This is a genomic window from Stenotrophomonas testudinis (assembly GCF_024499815.1).
Lineage (GTDB): Bacteria > Pseudomonadota > Gammaproteobacteria > Xanthomonadales > Xanthomonadaceae > Stenotrophomonas.
The window spans coordinates 1-25,055 of the sequence record NZ_JAMOKY010000041.1 but is presented as its reverse complement, the minus strand read 5'-3'; the positions used below and the strand labels follow the sequence as shown (position 1 = coordinate 25,055).

General features: G+C 67.5%; 20 protein-coding genes. 11 read left to right on the top strand and 9 right to left on the bottom strand.

Translation table 11 applies throughout. From position 1 onward, the window contains the following. The first annotated feature begins 764 nt into the window (after window positions 1-764). From NQ204_RS16880 to NQ204_RS16855, 6 genes are all read left to right on the top strand, one after another. Window positions 765-3,308: a GH92 family glycosyl hydrolase gene (locus NQ204_RS16880; protein WP_256644483.1), complete on the top strand. Its 2,544-nt coding sequence runs from the start codon at window positions 765-767 to the stop codon at window positions 3,306-3,308. Between the two features lie 96 nt (window positions 3,309-3,404). Beyond that, window positions 3,405-4,454, top strand: a complete 1,050-nt coding sequence (locus NQ204_RS16875) for a LacI family DNA-binding transcriptional regulator (protein WP_256644482.1) — start codon at window positions 3,405-3,407, stop codon at window positions 4,452-4,454. A 63-nt stretch (window positions 4,455-4,517) separates the two neighbouring features. Beyond that, a complete protein-coding gene (gene fucP, locus NQ204_RS16870) occupies window positions 4,518-5,831 on the top strand; it encodes an L-fucose:H+ symporter permease (RefSeq protein WP_116864994.1) in 1,314 nt (437 codons plus the stop codon). A gap of 7 nt (window positions 5,832-5,838) precedes the next feature. After that, a complete protein-coding gene (locus NQ204_RS16865; RefSeq protein WP_116864993.1) occupies window positions 5,839-6,834 on the top strand; it encodes a carbohydrate kinase family protein in 996 nt (331 codons plus the stop codon). Then, complete coding sequence (locus tag NQ204_RS16860) at window positions 6,831-8,057, top strand: AGE family epimerase/isomerase (protein ID WP_116864992.1); 1,227 nt, start codon at window positions 6,831-6,833, stop codon at window positions 8,055-8,057. Before NQ204_RS16865 ends, NQ204_RS16860 begins: the two co-directional genes overlap by 4 nt. A gap of 53 nt (window positions 8,058-8,110) precedes the next feature. After that, a complete protein-coding gene (locus tag NQ204_RS16855; RefSeq protein WP_256644481.1) occupies window positions 8,111-10,729 on the top strand; it encodes a beta-mannosidase in 2,619 nt (872 codons plus the stop codon). Between the two features lie 128 nt (window positions 10,730-10,857). On the opposite strand, the gene mtnC is transcribed toward NQ204_RS16855, so the two are convergent. The 5 genes from mtnC to NQ204_RS16830 all read right to left on the bottom strand — a co-directional run bounded on the left by mtnC (window position 10,858) and on the right by NQ204_RS16830 (window position 16,390). Beyond that, complete coding sequence (gene mtnC, locus NQ204_RS16850) at window positions 10,858-11,553, bottom strand: acireductone synthase (RefSeq protein WP_256644480.1); 696 nt, start codon at window positions 11,551-11,553, stop codon at window positions 10,858-10,860. 3 nt (window positions 11,554-11,556) lie between these two features. After that, window positions 11,557-12,114, bottom strand: a complete 558-nt coding sequence (locus tag NQ204_RS16845) for a 1,2-dihydroxy-3-keto-5-methylthiopentene dioxygenase (RefSeq protein ID WP_108768720.1) — start codon at window positions 12,112-12,114, stop codon at window positions 11,557-11,559. Between the two features lie 92 nt (window positions 12,115-12,206). Continuing rightward, window positions 12,207-12,848: a methylthioribulose 1-phosphate dehydratase gene (locus tag NQ204_RS16840; RefSeq protein ID WP_256644479.1), complete on the bottom strand. Its 642-nt coding sequence runs from the start codon at window positions 12,846-12,848 to the stop codon at window positions 12,207-12,209. A gap of 557 nt (window positions 12,849-13,405) precedes the next feature. Then, complete coding sequence (locus NQ204_RS16835) at window positions 13,406-14,833, bottom strand: amino acid permease (RefSeq protein WP_256644478.1); 1,428 nt, start codon at window positions 14,831-14,833, stop codon at window positions 13,406-13,408. 84 nt (window positions 14,834-14,917) lie between these two features. Next, window positions 14,918-16,390 carry an amino acid permease gene (locus tag NQ204_RS16830; RefSeq protein WP_256644477.1) on the bottom strand — a complete coding sequence of 491 codons (1,473 nt, stop codon included), beginning with the start codon at window positions 16,388-16,390 and terminating at the stop codon, window positions 14,918-14,920. Between the two features lie 130 nt (window positions 16,391-16,520). Here NQ204_RS16830 and NQ204_RS16825 point away from each other — a divergent pair, with 130 nt between their 5' ends. Beyond that, a complete protein-coding gene (locus tag NQ204_RS16825) occupies window positions 16,521-17,135 on the top strand; it encodes an NUDIX hydrolase (RefSeq protein WP_256644476.1) in 615 nt (204 codons plus the stop codon). Window positions 17,136-17,202: 67 nt separating this feature from the next. On the opposite strand, the gene serA is transcribed toward NQ204_RS16825, so the two are convergent. Then, on the bottom strand, window positions 17,203-18,444 hold the full coding sequence (serA, locus tag NQ204_RS16820) for a phosphoglycerate dehydrogenase (protein ID WP_116864590.1): 1,242 nt from the start codon (window positions 18,442-18,444) through the stop codon (window positions 17,203-17,205). Window positions 18,445-18,616: 172 nt separating this feature from the next. On the opposite strand from serA, the gene NQ204_RS16815 reads away from it, so the two are divergent. The 4 genes from NQ204_RS16815 to NQ204_RS16800 all read left to right on the top strand — a co-directional run bounded on the left by NQ204_RS16815 (window position 18,617) and on the right by NQ204_RS16800 (window position 22,866). After that, entirely contained in the window at window positions 18,617-20,005 is a 1,389-nt protein-coding gene (locus tag NQ204_RS16815; RefSeq protein WP_256644475.1) for an FAD-binding oxidoreductase, read from the top strand. A gap of 62 nt (window positions 20,006-20,067) precedes the next feature. Next, window positions 20,068-20,379: a DUF2388 domain-containing protein gene (locus tag NQ204_RS16810; protein WP_116864588.1), complete on the top strand. Its 312-nt coding sequence runs from the start codon at window positions 20,068-20,070 to the stop codon at window positions 20,377-20,379. A gap of 157 nt (window positions 20,380-20,536) precedes the next feature. Next, window positions 20,537-22,300 carry a DUF7844 domain-containing protein gene (locus NQ204_RS16805; protein WP_256644474.1) on the top strand — a complete coding sequence of 588 codons (1,764 nt, stop codon included), beginning with the start codon at window positions 20,537-20,539 and terminating at the stop codon, window positions 22,298-22,300. 101 nt (window positions 22,301-22,401) lie between these two features. After that, entirely contained in the window at window positions 22,402-22,866 is a 465-nt protein-coding gene (locus NQ204_RS16800; protein WP_256644473.1) for a hypothetical protein, read from the top strand. Between the two features lie 127 nt (window positions 22,867-22,993). Here NQ204_RS16800 and NQ204_RS16795 read toward each other — a convergent pair whose 3' ends face one another. From NQ204_RS16795 to NQ204_RS16785, 3 genes are all read right to left on the bottom strand, one after another. Then, window positions 22,994-23,404 (bottom strand): hypothetical protein, encoded by a 411-nt coding sequence (locus NQ204_RS16795; RefSeq protein WP_256644472.1) that lies wholly within the window; start codon window positions 23,402-23,404, stop codon window positions 22,994-22,996. 115 nt (window positions 23,405-23,519) lie between these two features. Next, complete coding sequence (yeiP, locus tag NQ204_RS16790; RefSeq protein ID WP_079221730.1) at window positions 23,520-24,086, bottom strand: elongation factor P-like protein YeiP; 567 nt, start codon at window positions 24,084-24,086, stop codon at window positions 23,520-23,522. A 48-nt stretch (window positions 24,087-24,134) separates the two neighbouring features. Then, entirely contained in the window at window positions 24,135-24,905 is a 771-nt protein-coding gene (locus NQ204_RS16785; protein ID WP_256644471.1) for an SDR family NAD(P)-dependent oxidoreductase, read from the bottom strand. Window positions 24,906-25,055 lie beyond the last annotated feature (150 nt).

The window sequence follows — 25,055 nt, the reverse complement described above, 5'->3', positions numbered from 1 at the left end:
GCAATATTGCAGTGACGTGTCTGCCGAATGATGATCCGCTGAAATGCGCTGGAATCGTTTACATGCGCAAAGGGGAGGGTGGTTCGGCAGGGCTTGCAGCCCTGCACCTGCTTCAAGTCAGAGCAAGGTCAACGTCAAAAGCGGGCTATCCGTGACCTGGCGGGGCGGTGTCGGATTGCGGGGACGCCGCAAGTACGTCCCTGTAGGCTTGGCCGCGGCATCCATGCCGCGGACACCCCACAATCCGACACCGCCCCGCCTTCGACAGTTGGCCGGCGGCCAGTAGATCCACGCCATGCGTGGATGAAATCTCTCAGACATCAAGCTTCATCTGGGGTCAGAGCCCGTTGCGTAGCAACGGGATCCGACCCCGAGCTGTGACAGCTCGCAGGAAACTGTCGAAGGCGGGGTGGGTCCGGTTGAGGGGGTGTGAGCGGCATGGGCCCGAGGCATGCCTCGGGTGGGTTGGGCAGGACGCCCAACCCCGGTCTTGCCGTGTGCGCAGGACAGCGCACACGAGCAAGCGGCGACCGAGCTTACATGGACGTACTTGCAGCGTCCCCCTCAACCGGGCCCACCTCGCCTACCCTCAGGAAACCAGCCTTTGACGTTGCTTCGGCCGTTGTTCTTGCTCGCAGCAGGTGCAGGGCTGCAAGCCCTGCAAAGAGAAACCCCCCTCTTTTGCTGCGGCGCAGAATGCATGGATAGGCGCTCCCTGCTTTACTTCAATCGATCTAAATCCGCCGGGGTGCGGATTTGTACCGATGGAAACGAGGCGTTCGGCCACCGCGGCCGGCGCTTCGCTGCCGCCCTGCCGCCAAGGAGTCCTGTCCGTGACCACGTTGTCCCGCCGTCTGTCTGCCCGCCGCTCGCCGGCCCTGTCCCACCGCCCGCTGGCCCGCGTCGCCTGCCTGCTGGCACTGGCCGCCACGCCCTGGCTGCAGGCCGCGCCGGCCGCGCTGGAGCGCGAGGTCAACACCTTCATCGGCAGCAAGGATGACGGCAACACCTTCCCTGGCGCCTCCGCACCGTTCGGCCTCATCCAGGTCAGCCCGATCGGCAGCCACTACTCGGGCTGGCGCTACGACGACGAGAAGATCCGCGGCTTCGGCCATTCGTTCCTGTCCGGCGCCGGTTGCTGGGAGCAGGGCGGCCAGGTCTCGATCCTGCCGGTCACCGGCAGCATCGGCCCGGGCGGCGATTTCGATACCGCCAACGCCAAGCAGTTTGACCACAAGGCCTACGCCTCAACCTACACGCATGACGGCGAGGTCGGCCAGGCCGGCTACTACAAGGTGCGCCTGACCAGCTACGGCGGCATCGACGCCGAAGCCACCGCGCGCACGCGTGCCGCGGCCGAGCGCTATACCTTCAGCCAGCGCAGTGGCGATGGCCACGTGATGATCAACGTCGGCCAGGCCAACGAGCGCCATTCGGTTATCGGCAGCGTGGTCGACGTGGTCGGCGACCGCGTGGTCGAAGGCAAGCTGGTCACCAAGAGCTTCTGCGGCGGCCACCAGTACACCACCTGGTTCCGCGTCGAGTTCGACCGCCCGTTCAAGGCGCATGGCACCTGGGGCGAGACCGGTGGCCTGCCCAATGCGCGGCACAGCATGGAAGGCGAGCAGAAGCCGAACGGCGCCTGGCTGACCTTCGATCTGGCCAAGGGCCAGTCGGTCACTGCGGTCAGCGCGATCTCGCACGTGGACGCTGAAGGTGCGCGCACCAACCTGCGCGCCGAGGGCATGCAGGGTGGAGCGCTGATCGGTTTCGACAGGATGCGTTCGCTGTCCCAGCAGGCCTGGCGCGAGCAGCTGGCGCGGGTGCGCGTGCAGGGTGGCAGCGGCGATGACCGCACCGTCTTCTACAGCGCGATGTACCACGCGCTGCTGCAGCCGCTCACCGGCAGCGATGCCGACGGCCGCTACCGCGGCTACGACGATGGCATCCACCGCGCCGAGGGCTGGACCTATTACGAGTACTTCTCGCTGTGGGATACCTACCGCGCGCAGAACCAGTGGCTGGCGCTGACCCGCCCGGACGTGGCCCGCGACATCGGCCGCACCCTGCTGGCCATCGATGAGCAGGGCGGCTGGCTGCCGCGCTGGGGCTATGCCAACTTCGAAACCAACATCATGACCGGCGATCCGGTCACGCCCTTCATGGTCGACCTGTGGCGCTTCGGTGCGCTCAAGGGCCGTGAATCGCAGGCCTGGGATGCGCTGCGCCGCAATGCGTTCGGTACGCCGCCCCTGAACTCGCGCATGGCCGGCCGCTCGGGCAACCCGACCTATCTGGACAAGGGCTACGTGGTCTACGACCGCGCGTTCCCCTCCAAGGGCATGGACGTCGACCCGCATCACGGTGGTTCGGCCACGCTTGAATATGCGGTGGCCGACTGCGCGCTCTCGCAGATGGCCGATGGCCTGGGCCACACCCAGGATGCAGCGACGCTGCGCGAGCGCGGCCGCAACTGGCGGAAGGTGTGGGACCCGCAGGTGCGTGACGCCGAGACCGGCTTCACCGGCTTCCCGCGCCCGCGCACCGAGGACGGCCAGTGGTACACCCCGGCCGACGGCCATTACAGCCCGCGCTCGCATCATGGGTTCCATGAAGGCACCGCGTGGCAGTACCAGTGGTTGGCGCAGCAGGACGTACCGGGCCTGGTGGAAGCGATGGATGGCCGCGAACAGGCCGGCCGCCGCCTCGATGCCTTCTTCGCGATGGATGCGCTGGAGGCCGATCCGCTCAATTCCGCCCGCAAGGAGTGGGTGGTGGGGCCATACAGCTACTACAACCAGTTCCGCTACAACCCCAACAACGAGCCGGACCTGCATTCGCCCTGGCTGTACACCCTGATCGGCCAGCCGTGGAAGACCGCCAACGTGCTGCGTGCCGCGCAGCAGCTGTTCACCAACGCGCCCAACGGCGTGACCGGCAATGACGACCTGGGCACGATGTCGGCCTGGTACCTGTTCAGCGCCATCGGGATGTACCCGGCGGTGCCGGGCAGCGGCGAGTTCCTGCTGCACACGCCGCGCTTTGCCAAGGTGGAAGTGGACATGGGCAATGGCCGCACCCTGCGCATCGACGCGCCGGGTGCCGATGGCCGCCGCCTGCAGTACGTGCAGGGCGTGCAGGTCGATGGCCAGGCGCATGCGCCGGTGTGGCTGGGCTGGAGCCGCCTGCAGCAGGGCCCGCGCCTGCGTTTTGCGCTGGATGGCAAGGCGCCGACCCAAGGCTGGGGCACCGCCGTGGCCGATCTGCCGGTCTCCTGGTGCGCTGCACCAGGCAGCCAGCTGCGATGATGTGTGCGGTGCCGTTCGAGGCAACCCAGCGAACGGCACGGCACGATGTGGCCACGATCCATTAGGCTTGAGGCTCCAGCGGAGTCCGGGAAGACGATGAACGACACCAGCGGCAGTTCCAGCAAGCGTTCCGGCAAGGCGGTGACGGTGACCGACATCGCCCGTGCCATCGGCGTTTCGCGCGCGACCGTGTCGCTGGTGCTGCGCGGCAGCCCGCTGGTCAACGTTGATACCCGGGCCAAGGTCGAGGCAGAGCTGCGCCGCCAGCGCTACGTCTACAACCGTGCGGCGGCCAACCTGCGCCGTCGTACCTCGTCGAGCATCGCGCTGGTCATCAACGATCTGTCCAACCCGTTCTTCGCCGAATTCGCGTCCGGCGTGGACGAGGCTCTGGGCGGACGCGGCTACGTGACCCTGCTGGGCAGCACCGGCGAATCGCCCGAGCGCCAGCAGGCGGTGCTGTCCACGCTGATGGAGCACACACCGGCCGGCCTGATCCTGTCGCCGGCCGAGGGCAGTGACGCCACCCTGGTGCGCCAGGCGCTGGGCGCCAACGCCAACGTGCTGCTGTTCAACCGTGAGCTTGATGGTGCCGACTGGGACTTCCTGACCCTGGACAACCAGCACGGTGCCTACCTCGCCACCCGCCACCTGATCGAACGCGGCCACCGCCAGATCGCCTTCTTCGGTGGCCATGCCGATTCCAGTTCGTGCCACCAGCGTCGCGCCGGTTTCCAGCAGGCGCTGGCCGAAGCCGGGCTGACGCTGCCGCCGGGCTGGATGATCGAATCGGCGCCGAACCGCCTCGAAGCCGCGGCGCGCACCGACGAACTGTTCGTCGATGGCCATCGGCCGAGCGCGGCCGTCTGCTACAACGACACCGTCGCGCTGGGGCTGATGCTGGGCCTGAACTCGCGTGGCATCCGCCCTGGTGGCGATTTCGCGGTCACCGGGTTCGATGATATTTCCGAAGCGTCGGTGGCGGTGCCGCCGCTGACCACCCTGACCGCCGACCCGCGCGAGCGTGGCCGACAGGCGGCCGCACTGCTGCTGCAGCGCCTGGATGACCCGGACGCGCCGCCGCAGCGCACGGTCGCCCCGGTGCAGCTGCGCATTCGCGAAAGCAGCGCCGCCCGCCCGAACTGATCCTTTTCAACGCACACTCCTTCCACGCAACAACGACCTCCCGCGCATCGAGGCGCGAACCGCATGCCGATCTCCGCAACGCCCCGCCCATCGGGTTCCTCCGGCAACGCACCGGCCGTCACCAACGGCAAGGCACTGGCCGTGGTCACCACCATCTTCTTCATGTGGGGCTTCCTGACCTGCCTCAATGACATCCTGATCCCGCACCTGAAGGCGGTCTTCGAACTGAACTACGCCAAGGCGATGCTGGTGCAGTTCACCTTCTTCGGCACTTACTTCCTGATGTCGCTGCCGGCCGGCCGCCTGGTCGCCGCGCTGGGTTACAAGAAGGGCATCGTGGCCGGCCTGGTGATTGCCGGCATTGGCGCGCTGGGCTTCTGGCCTGCGGCCGAGCTGCGCGTGTATGGCGCGTTCCTCGGCGCGCTCTTCGTGCTGGCCACCGGCATCACCGTGCTGCAGGTCGCCGCCAATCCCTACGTGGCGCTGCTGGGCCCGGAACAGACCAGCTCCAGCCGCCTGACCCTGGCGCAGGCGCTGAACTCGCTGGGTACGGCCATCGCGCCGATTTTCGGCGGCATGCTGATCCTGTCCAACACGGTCAAGAGCGCCGATGAACTGAACGCGCTGCCGGCCGCCGAGCAGCTGGCGTACCGCGCCGCCGAGGCGCAGGCCGTGCAGGGCCCCTACGTGGGCCTGGCGGTGGCGCTGGTGCTGCTGGCGCTGTTCGTGTTCCTGTTCCGCCTGCCGGCGCTGAGCGACGCCACCGAGCAGGCCGACCAGGGCCATCACCACAGCTACTTCGATGCACTGCGCAAGCGCCACCTGCTGCTGGGCGTGCTTGGCATCTTCTTTTACGTCGGCGCGGAAGTGTCGATCGGCAGCTTCCTGGTCAACTACCTGTCGATGCCGAGCATCGGCGGCTTCAGCGAACAGCAGGCGACGCACTACGTGTCGGCTTACTGGACGATGGCGATGATCGGCCGCTTCGCTGGTTCGGCCCTGCTGGCGCGCTTCTCGCCCAGCCGCCTGCTGGCGATCTTCGCGCTGGTCAACGTGGTCCTGCTGGCCACCACGATGATGACCTCCGGCAACATCGCGCTGTACTCGGTGGTGGCGATCGGCCTGTTCAACTCGATCATGTTCCCGACCATCTTCGCGCTCAGCATCGAGCGCCTGGGCCCGCTGACCAACAAGGGTTCCAGCCTGCTGATCATGGCCATCGTCGGCGGCGCCGTGGTGCCGTACCTGCAGGGCGTGCTGGCGGACCACATCGGCGTGCAGGCCAGCTTCATCCTGCCGCTGCTGTGCTACGGCTACATCATCTTCTACGGTCTGGTCGGTGCACGTACGCCGGCCTCCGCAACGCAGGGAGGCTGAGTCGGAAATGGGTGCCATTGTCTGCTTCGGCGAAATTTTGATCGATCTACTAGCGCAGCCGCCGGCCTCGGCGGACACCCCGCGTGCGTTCCTGCAGTATGCCGGCGGTGCGCCGGCGAATGTTGCGGTGGCCGCCGCGCGGCTGGGTGCGAAGACCCAGTTCGTCGGCATGCTCGGCCGCGACATGTTCGGTGACTTCCTGGCCGAGAGCCTGGTCGAGCACGGCGTCGGCACCGACTACATCGTGCGTACCGATGCGGCCAAGACCGCGCTGGCCTTCGTCGCGCTGGATGCTGCGGGCGAACGCAGCTTCAGCTTCTACCGCCCGCCGGCCGCCGACCTGCTGTTCCGTGACAGCGATTTCCAGGCGGCCTGCCTGGACAACGCGAAGTGCTTCCACGTCTGCTCCAACAGCCTGACCGAACCGGCCATCGCCGAGGCGACCTTCGCCGGCATGGACCGCGCCCGCGCCGCCGGTGCGGTGGTCAGTCTGGACCTCAACCTGCGCCCGGCGCTGTGGCCGGCCGAGGTCGATCCGACGCCGTGGCTGTGGCAGGCGCTGGAGCGCGCCGACCTGGTCAAGCTGTCGCGTGAGGAACTGGATTACCTGGCCGCGCCGCACGGCGCCGAGGGCGACCAGGTGGTCCTGCAGCGGCTGCTGGCCGCGCAGGCGCGTTGGATCATCGTCACCGATGGTGCCGCCACGCTGCACTGGTACACCCGTGAGCAGCAGGGCCAGGTCACCAGCTTCAACGTCGCCACGGTCGACACCACCGCAGCCGGCGACGCCTTCGTCGGTGGCGTGCTGGTTGGCCTGCTGGAGCGCGGTGGCGCAGGTGCGGGTTTCGCCGCGTTCTGCCAGGACCCGCAGGCCATCGCCGCCACGCTGCGCTTCGGTGCTGCGGTCGGCGCGCTGGCTGTTACCCGCAAGGGCGCGTTCGCCGCGATGCCCTCGCTCGCTGAAGTGCAGCAGCTGCTGCAGGCACAGGACCTTTCCGCATGATCACCTCGCCTGATTTCCGTTCGCCCGCCTTCCTGCGCGCGCATATCGCCGACACCATGGCGTTCTACCACCCGCGCTGCATCGATCCCAACGGCGGCTTCTTCCACTATTTCCGTGATGACGGCAGCATCTACGATGCCGGCCACCGCCACCTGGTGAGCAGCACGCGCTTCGTCTTCAACTACGCGATGGCCTACCGCGAATTCGGCAATGCCGAATACCGCGAGGCGGTCGAGCACGGCGTGCGCTACCTGCGCGAGGTGCACCGCAACCCGGCCACCGGCGGCTACGCCTGGACCCTGCGCGATGGCAAGGTCGAGGACGACATGAACCACTGCTACGGCGTGGCCTTCGTGCTGCTGGCCTACAGCTGCGCGCTGAAGGCGGGCGTCGAGCAGGCCCGCGCGTGGATGGACGAGACCTGGCAGCTGCTGGAAGCGCGCTTCTGGGAGCCGCAGCACGGCCTGTACAAGGACGAAGCCGATGGCCAGTGGAACTTCACCGGCTACCGCGGCCAGAACGCCAACATGCACATGTGCGAGGCGATGCTGGCCGCGTTCGAGGCCAGTGGCGAGCAGCGCTATGTGGAGCGCGCGCTGCAGCTGGCCGACAACATGACCCGCCGCCAGGCCGCCAAGGCCGGTGGCCTGGTCTGGGAACACTACGACGTGAACTGGGAGATCGACTGGGATTACAACCTGGACAATCCCAAGCACCTGTTCCGCCCGTGGGGCTTCCAGCCCGGCCACCAGACCGAGTGGGCCAAGCTGCTGCTGATCCTGGACCGCCACGTGCAGGCCGACTGGCTGGTGCCGACCGCGCAGCATCTGTTCGATGTGGCGGTGGAGCGCAGCTGGGACGAGGCACGCGGTGGCCTGTATTACGGGTTCGCGCCGGAATCGCGCCGTCAGCCGGGCATGGACGGCGCGCCGATCGGTGGCGACAGCTTCGTCTGCGATGACGACAAGTATTTCTGGGTGCAGGCCGAAACGCTGGCCACCGCCGCGCTGATGGCCAAGCGCACCGGAGATGACCGCTACTGGCAGTGGTACGAGCGCATCTGGGCGTATTCGTGGGAGCACTTCGTCGACCACCAGTACGGCGCTTGGTTCCGCATCCTCGATGCCGACAACCGCAAGTACAGCGACGAGAAGAGCCCGGCTGGCAAGGTGGATTACCACACCATGGGCGCGTGCTACGAAGTGTTGAACGTCGTTCGTTGATGTAGGTTCGCCGGGCATGGCCCGGCGCTACCGGATACCACCAGGAGCATCACGTGCATCGTTTTTCCCTCGTTGTCCGTCTTCTCCTGCTGCTGATCGCGGCGGTTGCGTTCCCCGCCGCCGCCGCACCACTGCAGGCGCACTGGGAATTCCGCCTATTGCCTGGTGATGCCCAGGGCGCCGCTCACCCCGGACTGCAGCAATGGCGCGCGGCCACGGTGCCCGGCAGCGTGCACACCGACCTGCTGGCCCACGACCTGATCCGCGACCCCTACGTGGGCTCGGCCGAAGCCGATCTGCAGTGGATCGGCCTGGCCGACTGGGAATACCGCGCGCGCTTCGATGTGGACGCGGCCACCCTGGCCAAGCCCAATGCCGAACTGCGCTTCGATGGGCTGGACACCTATGCCGAGGTCTCTCTCAACGGCAGGCCGCTGCTGCGTGCGGACAACGCGCACCGCACCTGGCACGCGCGTGTCGACGGGCAGCTGCGTGCCAAGGACAACGAGCTGCTGGTTGTGTTCCACTCGCCGATCCGCACGCTGCTGCCCGGCGTGCAGGCGATGCCGCACAAGATCGCCGGCAATTATCCCTCGCCCTATGGTGACGAGCCGAAGGACGCGATGGTCGGCAACTTCGCACGCAAGCCGGCCTACCACTTCGGCTGGGACTGGGGCCCGCGCTATGTCACCGCTGGCGTCTGGCGTGGTGTCGACCTGCAGGCCTGGGATACGCATCGAGTAACCGACCTGGCGGTACGCACGGATGCGCTGGATGCCGGTCAGGCGAAGCTTGCCGTGCTGCTGCAGGTTGAGCAGGGCAGCGCGGCCGGTTCGGCTGTAGTGGCTGTGGACGTGCGCGACCCGGACGGCCGCAGCGTGGCCCAGCTGCAGCGCAGCGTGCTGCTGAAGCCGAGCGCGAACACGGTCGAGATTCCCGTTGAACTGACTGATCCGCGGCGCTGGTGGCCGGTCGGCCACGGCGCGCAGGACCGCTACACCGTGCAGGCGCGCCTGGATGGCGGCCGTACCCCCGAGCTGGCGCGCGAGCAGCGCATCGGCCTGCGCACCGTCGAGCTGCGGCGCGAGGAGGATGGCAAGGGCGGGCAGGGCTTCGCCTTCGTCATCAACGGCGTGGAAGTCTTTGCGAAGGGTGCGAACGTGATTCCGTTCGATGCCTTCCCCGCGCGTGTCGGTCCCGCGCGCCTGCGCCAGGTGCTGACCGCCGCGCGCGATGCCAACATGAACATGCTGCGCAATTGGGGCGGCGGCTACTACGAGGACGATGCATTCTTCGATATCGCCGACGAGCTGGGCCTGCTGGTCTGGCAGGACTTCATGTTCGGTGGCGGCATGCAGCCCGGCTACGACCCTGCGTTCCGCGCCAGCGTGGTGGCCGAGGCGCGCGACAACGTCCGTCGGCTGCGCCACCACCCCAGCATCGTGTTGTGGTGTGGCAACAACGAAGAAGAGACCGCCTGGAAGGATTGGGGCCACGGCCGCGACCTGAAGGCCGCCGATCCAGCGTTCGCCGCCCGGGTCTGGCAGGGCTATGTCGATCTGTTCGGCAAGGACCTGCGCCAGGTGGTGGGCGAGGAGGGGCTGGGCGTGCCGTACTGGTCCAGTTCGCCCAGCAACGACCTGGACGAGAAGGCCAACGATTCAACCCGCGGCGACAAGCACTACTGGCAGGTCTGGGGCAATCCGGCGCTGCCGGTGCAGGCTTACCTGCGCGAGACCCCGCGCTTCATGTCCGAGTACGGCCTGCAGGCCTGGCCGGCGTTGGCGACGGTCGACCAGATCGCCAGCCGCGACGAGCAGGGCATCGACAGCCCGGTGATCCGCGCGCACCAGAAGTTCATGGCGGGCGAGGGCAACAGTCGCCTGCTGCATTACATCGCACTGGGCTACGGCACGCCGAAGGACTTCGAGGATTTCGTCTATCTCAGCCAGGTGATGCAGGCCGATGGCATCGCGCTGGCGGCGCTGCACCATCGCGCCTCGCAGCCGTACACGATGGGCTCGCTGTACTGGCAGCTCAACGATGTGTGGCCGGGCGCGTCGTGGTCCAGCGTGGATTACTACGGACGCTGGAAGGCGCTGCACTTCGCCGCCCGGCGCTTCTTCGCGCCGGTGACCTTGGCGGCGCTGCGCGATGAGGGCCGCACGCAGGTGCGCCTGATCAACGACGGTGAAGCCGCGGATGCCCGCTGGCGGCTGCGGGTGATGGATGTGGAGGGCAAGGTGCTGCGCCGTCGCGAGGTGCCGGTGACCCTGGCCGCTGGCGGTGTGACCGCGGTCGGCGACTTCGCCGACGCCGAACTGCTGGCGGGCGCGGACCCGAAGCGAACCGTGGCGGTGTTCGAGCTGCTGCAGGATGGCAAGGTGAGTGCACGCCAGGTTGTCGGCTTCGTGGAAGCCAAGGACCAGATGCTGCCGCGCCAGGCCTTGAAGGCGGTGCTGGCTATCGACGGCGACCACTACCGGCTGCGGCTGCAGAGTTCTGCCTACGTGCGTTCGGCATGGATCGACTTCGGGGCGCTGGACGTGCAGGTGGAAGACAACCTGCTGGACCTGCTGCCCGGCGAGACCCGCGACATCGCCGTGCGCGGCCCGGTGGACCTGGCGACGCTGCGCGAAGCGCTGAAGATAAAGACCCTCAACGACCGTTGAGGGCGATGCCGCTCTGGGGGTGTGCCAACCTCGGTTGGCACACCCAGAACTGCCAACCAAGGTTGGCAACCACCGGAGCGCGTGCCCGGTAGCGCCGGGCCATGCCCGGCGAGCGCAGCGGACCGCGCTTACAGCTGGATCTGCTGGAAATTCTCGACGCGAGCGTGGCCGTTGGCGGCTTGGCCAATGCGCGGCATCGGGTAGTCGTCCAGGCGGTCGATCAGGCGGGTCTGCAGGCCGGCCTCGCGGGCGGCATCCAGTTCTTCCACCACGTCCGACAGGAACAGGATCTCGCCGGCCGGCACGCCGATCGCCTGCACGATGCGGCGGTAGCTGTCCGCCTCGCGCTTGCCGCCGATCTCGGTATCGAACCAGCCCGACACCAGCGGACTGAGGTCACCGGCATCGCTGAAGCCGAAGAACAGCTTCTGCGCCGGCACCGAACCGGAGGAATATACGTACAGCGGCAGGCCCGAGGCATGCCAGCCCTTCAGCACCGGTGCCACTTCCGGGTAGAAGTGCGCGGTGTAGTCGCCACGGCGGTAGCCGGCATCCCAGATCAGGCCCTGCAGGGCCTTCAGCGCGGTGTGCTTGCGGTCCTGGTCGATCCAGCCCTGCAGCGTCTCGGCCACCAGGCTGTCCTGGCAGGCGCCGCCGATCTCGGTGGCCACCGCATCCAGCCAGCGGCGGACGTCGGGCTGCTGGCTGTGTTCGGCGACGAACGCCGGCAGCGCCTGCCGGGCATAGGGGAACAGCACGTTCTTGACGAACGAGATGCTGCTGGTGGTGCCTTCGATGTCGGTCAGGATGACGCGGGGCTGCATGGATCAGGACGCCTGGGTGGGAACGTAACGGGGGAATTTCTGCGCGATGTCGGTGCCGGTGAAGTGACCGACCCAGCCATCCGGCTCTGTGAAGAAGCGAATGGCCACGAAGCTCGGCTCATCGCCCATGTCGAACCAGTGGGTGGTGCCATCGGGCACGGCAATCAGGTCGTCCTTCACGCATTCGATCTCATAGACCTTGTCGTCCACGTGCAGGGTGAACAGCCCGGAGCCTGCGACGAAGAAGCGCACCTCGTCTTCCTTGTGGAAGTGTTCGTCGAGGAACTTCTTCCGCAGCTCGGCACGGTTCGGGTTGTCCGGGGCGATCGAGGCCACGTCCACGCTCTTGAAGCCGTGTTCGGCAACGAGGCGGTCGATGTCCGCACGGTAGGCGGCGAACACTTCGTCCTGGCTGGCGCCCGGCGCGACCGGCGCGGTGGCCTGCCAGCGTTCGAAAGTGACGTCGATCTTCTTCAGTTCGGCGGCGATGATCGCGCCGTCCTGGGTATCCAGCAGCGGCGATTCAGGGCGGGTGTCGTCGTAGATGCGCAGTCGGCTCATGGCGGCAGCTTGAACGTCTCGGGGGGAAGACAGGGTAACAGGGTGGTGAAGGGCGGCAGATTCCGGTTTGGAATCTGCACCCCGGCGCAGGCTCAGCCGCGCAGCTTGCGCAGTTCCAGTTCGCAGTGGAACAGGAATTCGAAAGCTTCCATGTGGCGGCGCGCTTCGGCCATGTCGCGGCCCCAGGCGTACAGGCCGTGGCCGTCGATCAGGTAGCCCCACAGCGGCTGGGTATCGAGCAGGGCATCGACCTGAGCGGAGAGCACGTTCATCTCCTGGGTGTTGGCGAACACCGGCACGTCGATGGCCATTTCGTGGGTGCTGTTGCCGGCGAAGGCCTTCAGCAGCTCGTAGCCTTCGATGCGGATGTGGCCCTGCGGCGCATACAGGCGCGAGGCGATGGTCTGCACCGGCGAATGGGTGTGCAGCACGCAGCCGATCTCAGGAAAGCGGCGGTACAGCTGGGTGTGCAGCAGGGTCTCGGCGGACGGGCGCAGCGGGCGGCCGACGGCCAGGCCGTCGAAGTCCACCACCATGATGTCGTCCTCGATCAGGCGGCCCTTGTCCTTGCCCGAGACGGTGATCGCGGCGTGGCGGTCGTCCAGGCGGTGGGAGAAGTTGCTGCTGGTGGCCGGGGTCCAGCCGGCGTGGGCCAGTTCGCGGACGTTGTCGATCAGCAGCTGGGCCAGTTCGCTCAGGCGCGCGGTGTCGTAGGGGAAGGTGGGGGCGTTCATGCGGTCGATTTTACTGGATTCGGCCAACGGCTGAGCCCCTCGTGGTTGGTTCGCCCGGCTGATTCCTTGGGTTGGCCGGCCGGGGTGGGCTGGCGGGACACGCCGTGAACCCATCCATGGGGGCTCGCAGGCGCCATCCATGGCGCCTGCGGTCCCGCCAGCCCACCCCGGCCGGCCACGGACAGGTTCCGTGCGCGCCAGCCACGGAGTGAAGAAGGAAAGGCGAAAAGCGGGTCGCGGCGCTGCGCTTGCTCGGAGCGGAGCATGGCTCCGCTCTACAGAAGATTCATAGACCGGAGAAAGTTCATTCCCCAGATGGAATTCATCCACGCATGGCGTGGATCCGCCGGACGCGCCTGGAGACTGTCAAAGACGGGGAGGGGTGAGGTTGCGGGGGCGTGAGCCGCATGGATGCGGCGACCGAGCTTACAGGGACGTACTTGCAGCGTCCCCCGCAATCTCACCCCTCCCCGCCAACCCCTCAACCCAGCCGTTGCGGTTGCTCCGGCTCCTGCTCCAGCGGGTGCAGGGCCGCAGGCCCTGCAATACAGAAACCCTTACTGACCCCGCAGGCGGCTGTGCCTGAACCCGTAACCGAAATAGATCACGAACCCGACCACCGTCCACACGCCCATCAGCATCCAGTTGTGCAGCGTCATCGCCGACAACAGCGCCAGGCAGCTCAGCACGCCCAGCGTGCAGATCAGCCACGCCATCGGCATGCGGAACGGACGCGGCAGGTCCGGCTGGGTGCGGCGCAGGATCAGCACGCCCGCGCACACCGCCGCGAACGCGATCAGCGTGCCCATCGAGGTCAGCTCGCCGAGGATGTCCAGCGGGAACAGTGCCGCCAGCAGGGCGATGCCGATGCCGGTGATGACCGTGTTGATGTGCGGTGTGCGGTACTTCGGGTGGATCTTGGTGAACACCGGCGGCAGCAGGCCATCGCGCCCCATGATCATGAAGATGCGCGGCTGGCCGATGATCATCACCAGCACCACCGAGGACAGGCCGATCAGGGCCCCGACTTCGACCACCCAGCGCAGCCAGCCCAGCTGCGGGTGCGCGGCCACGGCGGTCACCACCGGCTCGTCGGTGCCCAGCAGCGGGTAGGGCACCAGGCCGGTCATCACCGCCGCCATGGCGATGTACAGCACCGTGCAGATCACCAGCGACACCATCATGCCGAACGGCATGTCGCGCTGCGGGTTCTTCGATTCCTGCGCCGCCACCGACACCGCCTCGAAGCCGATGTAGGCGAAGAACACCATCGCCGCGCCGCGCAGCACGCCTTCCATGCCGTACTTGCCGGGGCCTTCGTTGGCCGGGATGAACGGGGTCCAGTTGCTGGTGTCCACGTACTTCCAGCCGACCACGATGACCAGAATGATCAGGCCGGTCTTCAGCACGACCATCGCCATGTTCATCGCCGAGGACTTGCTGATGCCGACGTAGCACAGCCAGGTCAGCAGCAGCACCAGACCGGCCGCAGGCAGGTTGGCGATGGCGCCGGTCGGGCGCAGCTGCGCATCCAGGGGCGCACTGACCAGTGACGCGGGTAAATGGATGTCGAACTGGCTGAGCAGGCTGAGGAAGTAGCCGGTCCAGCTGACCGCCACCGCCGAGGCCGACACGCCGTACTCCAGCACCAGCATCCAGCCGATGAACCAGGCCGAGAGCTCGCCGAAGGTGGCGTAGGTGTAGGTGTAGGCGCTGCCGGAGACCGGCACCATCGAGGCGAACTCGGCGTAGGCCAGCGCGCAGAAGGCGCAGCAGATGGCCGCCAGCACGAAGGACAGCATGATGGCCGGGCCGGCGTGGTTAGCCGCGGCCTGGCCGGTGATGACGAAGATGCCGCCGCCGATCACCGCGCCGATGCCCAGGGCGGTCAGGCCCCACGGGCCGAGGTGGCGGCGAAGGCTCAGGCCGTTGGCGTCTTCATGGGCGGCATGCGGGTGCTTGGTGGCCCACAGTTGCTTGAACATGGATGTCGATCTTTTCGAAGCGCGCCGCTGCCGGCGCGCGGGGAGAAACGGACGGGCCGGCGCAGGGGCCGGCCCGTAGGCACATCAGGAGGACTTGGCCAGCTTGCTGTTGCGGATGCCGTAGCCGAGGTAGATCAGCAGGCCCAGCACGGTCCAGCCCACGAACAGGTGCCAATGCACCACGAACGCCTGCCAGAACAGGAAAAGGCAGGTGGCCGCGCCCAGCGGGCAGATGATCCAGACGGCCGGCACGCGGAACGGGCGGTGCAGGTCCGGCTTGCTGTAGCGCAGGACCAGCACGCCGATGCAGACGGTGGCGAACGCCAGCAGGGTGCCCATCGAGACCAGTTCACCCAGCACGTTCAGCGGCACCAGGCCGGCCAGCGCGGCGGCGATCACGCCGACCACGATCGTGGCCCGGTACGGAGTGCGGAAGCGGGCGTGGACCTTGCCGAAGAACTTCGGCAGCAGGCCGTCGCGCGAGATCGTGTAGGCGATGCGGGTCTGGCCCATCATCATCACCAGGATCACCGAGGACAGGCCGGCGATGGCGCCGATCTCGACCGCGGTCTTCAGCCAGGCCAGCTGCGGGTAGCCTTCCAGCGCGGTGGCCACCGGCTTGTCGGTGCCCAGCAGGTGGTACGGCATCATGCCGGTCAGCACCGCGCAGACGATGATGTAGACGATGGTGCACACGGCCAGCGAGCCGAGCAGGCCGATCGGCATGTTGCGCTGCGGGTCCTTGGTCTCGCCGGCGGCGGTGGAGACCGCATCGAAGCCGATGTAGGCGAAGAACACGATGGTGGCGGCGCGGAAGATGCCGCTCCAGCCGAACTCGCCCGGGCCGGTGTTTTCAGGGATGAAGGGGTGCCAGTTGCCCGGATCGATGTGCGCCGCGCCGATGCCGATGAACAGGCAGATGACGGTGACCTTGATGGCAACGATGATCGCGTTGACGAAGGCCGACTGGGTCACGCCGACATACAGCAGGCCCGACACCGCCGCGATGATCAGCACCGCCGGCAGGTTGAACAGCTTGCCGGAGGCCACGAACTCGCTGCCGGTCCAGGCGATCGGCGCCGCGCTGAACGCGTCCGGGAAGGGCATGTTCAGCGTGCTGGTGACGAAGCTGATCAGGTAGGCCGACCAGCCCACCGCGACCGAGGCGGAGGCGAACAGGTACTCCAGCACCAGGCACCAGCCGATGAACCAGGCCATGCCTTCGCCGAGGGTGGCGTAGGAGTAGGAGTAGGCGCTGCCGGAGACCGGCATCATCGCCGCGAACTCGGCGTAGCACAGGCCGGCCAGCGCGCAGGCGAAGCCGGCGATGACGAACGAGAGCATGACCGCCGGGCCGGCATGGTTGGCCGCGGCCTGGCCGGTCAGCACGAAGATGCCTGCGCCGATCACCGCACCAATGCCGAGCATGATGAGGTGTTTCGCCGTGAGGGTCCGTTTCAACGTGGCTTCGCCGTCCAGGCTGCCTTCGATGGGTTCGCCAGCATCGACGTGCCCGGCCGGTTGGACCGGCTTGACCCTCAACAGTGCTTTCAGCATGCAGAACTTTCCTGATGATCGGATTGGGGCCGCCGATGCGTTGCCGGCGGCCTGGAATGGTGAAGGCCGTGCGAACAGCCCGCTGTACCTTAGCCAAAGCTGAAGCCCCCGCACAAGCGCAATCGCAACAATGAACGGCGATAATGAGCAGTATTTTTCCGATTCCCCCGCATTCATGAATCAACCCGCCGAATCCCTTGCCGCGCTTGACGATCACCTGCGTGGGATGCTGCAGGACTACGCCCGCCGGGAGCCATCCCACGACGCGCTGGCTGCTGAATTCGGCACATTGATCGACGAAGCGGAAGATCCTTTCTGTCGTGAACGTCTGGCCGGGCACTTCACGGCCAGCTGCTGGCTGGTCAGTGCCGATGGCCAGCGCCTGCTGCTGACCCACCACCGTAAGCTGCAGCGCTGGCTGCAGCTGGGCGGCCACGCCGATGGCGACCGCGACCTGGCCCGGGTGGCGCTGAAGGAAGCGGGAGAGGAGTCCGGGCTGACCGGCCTGGTGCTGGACGATCCGGCGATCTTCGACCTGGACAAGCATTGGATTCCCGCACGCAAGGACGTGCCGGGGCACTGGCACTACGACGTGCGTTTCGTGATCCGTGCCGTGGGCGGCGAAGCCTTCGTGCTCAGCGAGGAATCCCTCGACCTGGCCTGGCGCCCGGTGGCCGAGGTCGCCGCAGACCCCGCATCGGACGAATCGATGCAGCGCATGGCCAACCGCTGGCTGGCCCGCTGAAGCATTCCGCCGGGCTTGGCCCGGCGCTACCGTCGTGCGGGCCGGGCCATGCCCGGCGACGCCGTCATCAATACAAAATGCGGGTGCGCAGGGTGCCCGGGATCGCGGCCAGCTCGTCACGCACGGCGCCGGCCTGTTCCTCGCTGGCGGTGATGTCGATCACCACGTAGCCCACCTTCGGGTCGGTGCGCAGGAACTGGCCGTCGATGTTGACGTTGTGGCGCGAGAAGATCTCGTTGACCTTGGACAGCACGCCCGGCACGTTCTGGTGGATGTGCAGCAGGCGCAGGCTGTCGGCGTGCTCGGGCAGGGTCACTTCCGGGAAATTGACCGCCGACAGGGTGCTGCCGTTGTCGCTGTAGCGCACCAGCTTGGCTGCCACCTCGATGCCGATGTTGTCCTGTGCTTCCAGCGTGCTGCCGCCCACGTGCGGGGTCAGGATCACGTTGTCGTGGCGGGTCAGTGGCGATTCGAAGACATCGCCGTTGCCCTTCGGCTCGACCGGAAACACGTCCAGCGCGGCGCCGCCGATATGGCCGCTGGCCAGCGCGGCGTCCAGAGCGTCGATATCGACCACGGTGCCGCGGGCCGCATTGATCACGTGCGCGCCCGGGCGCATCTTCGCCAGTTCGGTGGCACCGATCATCCACTGCGTGGACGGGGTTTCCGGCACGTGCAGGGTGACGATGTCGGCGCGCGCCAGCAGGTCGTCCAGGCTGGCGGCAGCGCGGGCATTGCCCAGCGACAGCTTGGTTTCCACGTCATGGAAGATCACCTGCATGCCCAGCGATTCAGCCAGTACGCCGACCTGGGTGCCGATGTGGCCGTAGCCGATGATGCCCAGGGTCTTGCCACGCACTTCATGGCTGCCGCTGGCCGACTTCGACCAGCCGCCACGATGGCATTCGGCATTCTTCTGCGGAATGCCGCGGGTCAGCATGATCGCTTCGGCGATGACCAGCTCGGCCACGCTGCGGGTGTTGGAATAGGGCGCGTTGAACACCGGAATGCCGGCCAGCTCGGCCGCGTCCAGGTCGACCTGGTTGGTACCGATGCAGAAGCAGCCCACCGCGATCAGGCGCTTGGCCTCGGCCAGCACCTCGGCGCTGAGCTGGGTGCGCGAGCGGATGCCGACGATGTGCGCCTCGGCGATGCGCGCCTTCAGTTCGTCTTCCGGCAGCGCCTTGCTGTGCGCTTCGATCTGGCTGTAGCCGGCGGAGGTGAACACCTCCACGGCGGTCTGGCTGACCCCCTCCAGCAACAGCACGCGGATATCCTGCTTGGGGAACGAGGTCTTCTTCGGCGACATGTTTCGGCACGGCCAGTGGGACAGGGGCTGACCACTATGCCAGATCGCCGGGGCCATGGTGCAGTGCGGAAATAGTTGCATTCGTAGCCATCTGCCGGCGATTGACGGGGCTGGACGCTGGCCCGCGCCGCTGGCACCCTTGCCCGTTCTTCACGCACCGCGCTGGACTGTCATGACCGATTCCCGCATCGCCTCGCTGCAGCAGGCCTGTCCCGGCCTGAAGCTGAAGACCGACCCTGCCGACCTGGAGCATTACGGCCGCGACTGGACCCGGCGCTGGACGCCGGCGCCTCTGGCGATTGCTCTGCCGTCAACAGTGGAGGAGGTGCAGGCGGTGATGCGCTGGAGCGCGGCCGAAGCCGTGGCGGTGGTGCCCTCGGGCGGCCGCACCGGCCTGTCCGGGGGGGCGGTGGCGGCCAACGGCGAGCTGGTGCTCAGCCTGGAACGGATGAACAAGGCGCTGTCCTACGACGCCGTCGACCGCACCCTGGTGGTGCAGGCGGGCATGCCGTTGGAGGCACTGCACAACGCCGCGCTGGAACACGGCCTGATCTATCCAGTGGATTTCGCCGCGCGTGGTTCGTGCTCGATCGGCGGCAACATCGCCACCAATGCCGGCGGCATCCGCGTGATCCGCTACGGCAATACCCGCGAATGGATCGCCGGGCTGAAGGTGGTCACCGCCAGCGGTGAGCTGCTGGAACTCAACAAGGGCCTGATCAAGAATTCCAGCGGCTACGACTTCCGCCAGCTGATGATCGGCTCCGAGGGCACGCTGGGCGTGATCGTCGAGGCCACGGTGAAGCTGACCGACCCGCCGCCGGCCAGCAACGTGATGCTGCTGGCGGTGCCCAGCTTCGACGTGCTGATGCAGGTGTTTGCCGCCTTCCGTGCGCGCCTGCAACTGCAGGCCTTCGAATTCTTCACCGAGCGCGCGCTCGAGCACGTGCTGGCCCACGGCGCGCAGGCGCCGTTCGACGAGGTGCACCCGTATTACGTGGTCACCGAGTTCGCCGCCAATGACGAGGCGCAGGAAGCGGCGGCCATGGCGGCCTTCGAGGACTGCATGGGCAATGGCTGGGTCAGCGATGGCGTGATCAGTGCAAGCGATGCCCAGGCTGCCCAGCTCTGGCGCCTGCGCGAGGGCATCACCGAGGCAGTGGCGCGCTACAAGCCGTACAAGAACGACGTCTCGGTGCGGATCTCGGCGATGCCGGCGTTCCTGGCCGAGACCCAGGCGCTGATCGGCGAGGCATATCCGCATTTCGACGTGGTCTGGTTCGGCCACATCGGTGACGGCAATCTGCACATCAACGTCCTCAAGCCTGATGACACCAGCGACGCCGATTTCGTAATGCAGTGCGAGCACGTGACCAAGCTGCTGGCGCAGGTGCTGGCGCGTTTCGATGGCAGCATCTCGGCCGAGCACGGCATCGGCCTGGTCAAGAAGGGCTACCTGGACAGTACGCGCGGACCAGCGGAAATCGCGCTGATGAAGGCGGTCAAGCGCGCGTTCGATCCCGACGCGCGGCTGAATCCAGGCAAGCTGTTCGACGTCTGATGCAGGCAAAGACTTCACGCAACCATTACGCTCCACGCATACCCACTGATGGCATGACCACGATGACCCGTCCGCTTCTGCTGCTCGCCCTGCTGTCCCTGCCGCTGGCCGGCTTCGCTTCCAGCTTTGCCGGCTCGTCGGCCGGTACGTCGGCCGGTTCGGCCTCCGCTTCTTCGGCAGGTACCTCGGGCAGCAGTTCGGGTGATGACAAGGTCGTTCTGGCTGCGCGCGATGACGCGGCTGCCTTCGTTGCCAGCGATGGCCAGATCCGTGGCGCGCGCCTGCAGGCGGCACTGGTGCACCTGCGCGAGCAGGATGCCGCTGCCCAGCAGCAGAGCGACCTGCAGCTGGCCCGCGCGCTGCTGGCGCGCTGATCCACGTCGCGTGACAGGCCCGGCATCGCTCTCTGTAGAGCCGAGCCATGCTCGGCTGGACCTGCAACGCGGACACACGGCAACGGCAGCCGAGCATGGCTCGGCTCTACAGAAGAGCGCAGGGCGCAGGCGGTCGATCACGGCAGCCACGCCTGGAGTGGCGCTACTGCTGATCGCTCACGCTGCGCATGCGGCTGATCGCCTGCAGCTCGATCCGGCCGGACTGAGCGAGCCGCAACAGCTGCTCGCCCAGCAGACGCTGGACGATGTGCAGGCGCTGCTGCCCGAGGGCCTGCTGCATGCCTTGCCCGAGCAGGTGCGGGTGTCGTGGCGCGATGATCTGCCGGCACAGGTGCACGGCCGCGCATTCGCCGGGCGCATCGCCCTGCGCCTGGGCCTGCTGGATGACAGCCAGGCCGGTGCGCGCCGTGCGCGCCGCAGCGCGCTGATCCATGAACTGACCCACGTTGCCGACCGCAGCGGCGCAAACTGGTCGCGCAGCGCGCGCTGGCGTGACCTGGCCGGCTGGCAGCGCAGGCCGTGGCTCCTGGGGCGTGGCGCCAATCATTTCAGCGACCGCAGCCCGGATCCCTATGAGCTGCAGGACCCCGCCGAATACCTGGCGGTGAACGCCGAGCGCTTCGTGCTCGATGCCGAATTCGCCTGTCGCCGGCCGGCCGTGGCGCAGTGGTACCGGCAGCATTTCGGTACGCCGCCGTCGCTGCCGACCCCGCAGTGCGAGCGTACCGTGCCGCTGCTGCAGGCCGAGGAGGAGGAGGGCGCCGCCTCGCTGCTGCGGCTGGACCCGTCGCGCGTCTACGCCGTGGACTACCTGTTCGCCGAGGGCAGTGCGCAGCCGATGAGCCGCTGGGGCCACAGCATGCTGCGGCTGGTGATCTGCCGCCCGGGCCGTGTGCCGGGGCCTGATTGCCGGCTGGATCTGGAATACCACCGTGTCCTGTCCTTCCGTGCGTTCGTCGGCGACGTGCAGATCTCCAACTGGCGTGGCCTGACCGGCGGCTACCCGTCGCGCCTGTTCGTGCTGCCGCTGCAGCAGGTGGTGGACGAATACACCAAGGTCGAGCTGCGCGGCCTGCAGTCGTTGCCGTTGAAGCTCGACCGCAGCGAGATTGCCAGCCTGCTCGAGCGGACTGCGCAGGTGCACTGGAGTTATGACGGGCGCTATTACTTCGTCAGCAACAACTGTGCGGTGGAAACGGCCAAGCTGCTCCAGGCCGGCGTGCCGCGGTTGGGCGAGGCGGGCCTGGCCCAGCTGACCCCGCGCGGCCTGCGCCGTCGGCTGGCGCGACTGGACGCGCTGGATGTGCAGGTGCTGGATGATCCTGCCCGTGCGCAGCCGCAGGGTTACTACTTCGCATCGGCACGCGATCATTACCAGCAGCTGTTTGCGGTCGCGGCGGCACAGAACGCTTTACCAGCGGCGGACGTGCGCGGCTGGCTGAAGCTTCCCGCGCGGCAGCGCGCGCCTTGGCTGCAGCAGGGCGATGTGCGCGCCAGCGCCGGATTGCTGCTGCTGGAGCAGGCCGCGCAGCGCCGTGCCGAGCTGCGTGCGCGCGATACCTTGAAGCGTCGCCTGCTGGCGGCGCCGTACAGCCCGGCAACCGCGCGGCTGCGTGGCCTGCTGGAACAGAGCGGGCAGTGGTTGCGGCCGGGTCGGTTGCAGGCCGATGCCGGTTACGGGTTGCCGCTGGCCGAGGAGCAGGCCGCGGTTGCCGAGGCCGTGACCGCCGCCAGTGCCGCGGCCGTGCCTGCCTGGCACTCGCTGCGACAGCAACTGCGCGCAGAGCTGCCTGCCGGACAACGGCAGGAGCTGGATGACATCGATGCCAACCTGGCCGCACTCGGCAACCGACTGCGGGAGCAGGCAGCGGCGCCGGCAGCCGGCGTGGCGGTTCGCTGATTGCCGCACGCCTGGGGCTGCGGTCAGGCGGCTTTCAGCCCCTGCCTGCGCCGAAGTGGTACGGTCAGGTGTCCTCAGCAGTATCGACAAGGAGTCGAGCCATGCGTACCGCTCCCAGCCTGTTGGCTGCCTCCCTGGGCATCATCCTCACCGCGTGCCAGCCGGCAACAGCCCCTGCGGCAGCGGCAAGCGCCGATTTGCCAGCGCCCCTGCCTGAACCAGCGACGGACAGTGCCGCCACGAGCGAAACCGAAGGCAACGGCAGCGCAGGCAGCGCAGCGTTCCGTGCCACCGGCAACGAACCCGGCTGGCTGGCGGTGGTTGATGGCGAGGGACCAGGCCTGCAGGTCGAGGTGGACTACGGCGAGCGCCGTTTCCAGGTTGCCGCACCCACCGCGGGCGCCGATGGCTGGGCCGGCAAGGCCGCCGATGGCACGCCCATCAAGCTGAGCTTCCAGCGCACCACCTGCCAGGACGGCATGAGCGGCGAATCATTCGAGGCCAAAGCGATGTTGACCATCGGCGCGCACCAGTACCACGGCTGCGGCAATTTCGGTGGCAAATGAGCGCAAGCCGGTAGCGCCGGGCCATGCCCGGATGGCGCTTCGTCCGCGATGCATCGACAGACGCAGCCGAGCATGGGCTCGGCTCTACAGAAGCCGGTAGCGCCGGGCCACGCCCGGCGTTCATCGATCAGCCCTCGCAGGGCTTCAGGTCCAGGTCGAAGTCCAGGTCGTAGCGCCCGTTGATGTCGATCAGCGCCGAGCGGACCGCGCAGTCATCGCGATGGCGGGCGACCAGGCCGGTGAAGATCTTTTCGCGGCCCTCGCAGTACGTGGCGCTGGCTTCTTCCAGTTCGCGACGACGCTCGTCGTCGTAAGGCTCTTCACCGGCAAAATGCTGGCAGGTGTTCTCACGCGCGAGGAAGGCCTGCACGTCCGCCGGCATCTGGCAGTAGATGCGCACGTCGTCAACGTCATAGACGTCCCCAGGCACGGGACAGCCTGCGGCGGCGAGCGCCTGGTCGAGCGCTTCATTGCCGGTGGACGGGGTAGCGAAGTGCGCCACGACGGCGGCCGGCTCGGCCGCCGGTGCTGTCGCCACGGGCGGTGCAGCCGATTCGCTTGCAGGTACCTTGGGCGTGGGTTCAGCAGCGCTGTCCGCTGCCTGCGGCGAACACGCCGCAAGCAGGGACAGGCAGGCGACCAGCGCGAGGTGCTTAGTCCGCACGGCCGGCGAATTCGCCGGTGGCGGTGTTCACCAGCACGCGCTCACCGTTGGCGATGTACTCCGGCACCATGATTTCGATGCCGGTGTTCAGCTTGGCCGGCTTCGGGCGCTTGGTGGCGGTGCCGCCCTTCAGTTCCGGCGGCGTCTCGATCACTTCCAGTACGACCGAGGCGGGCAGCTGGATCGCCACCGGCTGCTCGTCGATGACCTGCACGTAGATGCCGGTCAGGCCGTCGGTGATGTAGCCGGCGTCGTCACCGATCACGTCGGCGTCGAGGGTGTAGGGGGTGTAGTCCTCGTCATCGAGGAACACGAACGCATCGCCGTCCTTGTACGAATAGGTGGACTGGCGGCGCAGCAGTTCGACTTCGACCAGGTTGTCGTCGGCATCGAAGCTGGCGTCGAGCTTGTTGCCGCCCGGCACGCTGTACATGATGAAGCGGAAGCGGACGTTGCCGCCGCGGCCCTGCGGCGAGCTGCGCTCGATGTCGCGGATCTGGTACACGCCGTTGTTGTACTCGACGACGTTGCCCTTCTTGATGTCGTTGGCTTTCATGGTGTTGTTGGTCGTTGGGGGTGGGCGCCGTCCCGGCGCCCGGGGGAATCACTTCGGAGCGAGGCGGGTAGCGCCGTCCAGGCGGATGGTCTCGCCGTTGAGGTAGGTGTTGCCGAGGATGAAGCCGACCAGGCTGGCGAAATCATCCGGCTTGCCCAGGCGCGAAGGGAACGGGATGGAGGCGGCCAGCGACTGCTGCACGGCCTCGGGCATGCCGTCCACCATCGGCGTCCAGAACACGCCCGGGGCGATGGTATTGACGCGGATGCCGAAGCGCGAGAGCTCGCGGGCCATCGGCAGGGTCATCGACACCACGCCACCCTTGCTGGCGGCATAGGCGGCCTGGCCGATCTGGCCTTCGTAGGCAGCGATGCTGGCGGTGTTGATGATCACGCCGCGCTCGCCGTCGTCGCCGGCCTCGTTGTGCTGCATGCGGTTGGCCGCGGCCTTGGCCACGTTGAAGCTGCCGACCAGGTTGACCATCACCGTGCCCTGGAAGCCGGCCAGCGGCATCGGACCCTCCTTGCCCAGCACGCGGCCGGCGCCGAGGATGCCGGCGCAGTTCATCGCCACGTTCAGGCCACCAAGGAAGCCGTGGGCCTGGTCGATGGCCGCGCCCACCGCCGCCTCATCGCTGACGTTGACGTTGAAGTAGCGGGCCTTGTCAGCACCCAGCTCGACCACGGCGGCCGCGCCCTTGTCGTCGTTGAGATCGAACAGGGCGACCTTGCCGCCGTTGGCGACCAGGTGCTGGGCCACGGCCAGGCCGAGGCCGGAAACGCCGCCGGTGATCACGGCACGTACGGAAGACAGCTGCATTGAACGGTCCTGCAGGTTCGAGAACCGCCGATTCTAACGGAAGCCACGGCGCGCGCTGTTGTGCGCTGCTGCAATGTAGAGTCGGGGGGGGGGGGGGGGGGGGGGGGGGGGGGGGGGGGGGGGGGGGGGGGGGGGGGGGGGGGGGGGGGG

Coding starts and splice junctions, on each gene's coding strand:
- NQ204_RS16880 (WP_256644483.1), top strand. CDS start 765: ATGGAAACGAGGCGTTCGGCCACCGCGGCCGGCGCTTCGCTGCCGCCC.
- NQ204_RS16875 (WP_256644482.1), top strand. CDS start 3,405: ATGAACGACACCAGCGGCAGTTCCAGCAAGCGTTCCGGCAAGGCGGTG.
- fucP (WP_116864994.1), top strand. CDS start 4,518: ATGCCGATCTCCGCAACGCCCCGCCCATCGGGTTCCTCCGGCAACGCA.
- NQ204_RS16865 (WP_116864993.1), top strand. CDS start 5,839: ATGGGTGCCATTGTCTGCTTCGGCGAAATTTTGATCGATCTACTAGCG.
- NQ204_RS16860 (WP_116864992.1), top strand. CDS start 6,831: ATGATCACCTCGCCTGATTTCCGTTCGCCCGCCTTCCTGCGCGCGCAT.
- mtnC (WP_256644480.1), bottom strand. CDS start 11,553: ATGCAGCCCCGCGTCATCCTGACCGACATCGAAGGCACCACCAGCAGC.
- NQ204_RS16845 (WP_108768720.1), bottom strand. CDS start 12,114: ATGAGCCGACTGCGCATCTACGACGACACCCGCCCTGAATCGCCGCTG.
- NQ204_RS16840 (WP_256644479.1), bottom strand. CDS start 12,848: ATGAACGCCCCCACCTTCCCCTACGACACCGCGCGCCTGAGCGAACTG.
- NQ204_RS16835 (WP_256644478.1), bottom strand. CDS start 14,833: ATGTTCAAGCAACTGTGGGCCACCAAGCACCCGCATGCCGCCCATGAA.
- NQ204_RS16830 (WP_256644477.1), bottom strand. CDS start 16,390: ATGCTGAAAGCACTGTTGAGGGTCAAGCCGGTCCAACCGGCCGGGCAC.
- NQ204_RS16825 (WP_256644476.1), top strand. CDS start 16,521: ATGAACGGCGATAATGAGCAGTATTTTTCCGATTCCCCCGCATTCATG.
- serA (WP_116864590.1), bottom strand. CDS start 18,444: ATGTCGCCGAAGAAGACCTCGTTCCCCAAGCAGGATATCCGCGTGCTG.
- NQ204_RS16815 (WP_256644475.1), top strand. CDS start 18,617: ATGACCGATTCCCGCATCGCCTCGCTGCAGCAGGCCTGTCCCGGCCTG.
- NQ204_RS16810 (WP_116864588.1), top strand. CDS start 20,068: ATGACCCGTCCGCTTCTGCTGCTCGCCCTGCTGTCCCTGCCGCTGGCC.
- NQ204_RS16800 (WP_256644473.1), top strand. CDS start 22,402: ATGCGTACCGCTCCCAGCCTGTTGGCTGCCTCCCTGGGCATCATCCTC.
- yeiP (WP_079221730.1), bottom strand. CDS start 24,086: ATGAAAGCCAACGACATCAAGAAGGGCAACGTCGTCGAGTACAACAAC.
- NQ204_RS16785 (WP_256644471.1), bottom strand. CDS start 24,905: ATGCAGCTGTCTTCCGTACGTGCCGTGATCACCGGCGGCGTTTCCGGC.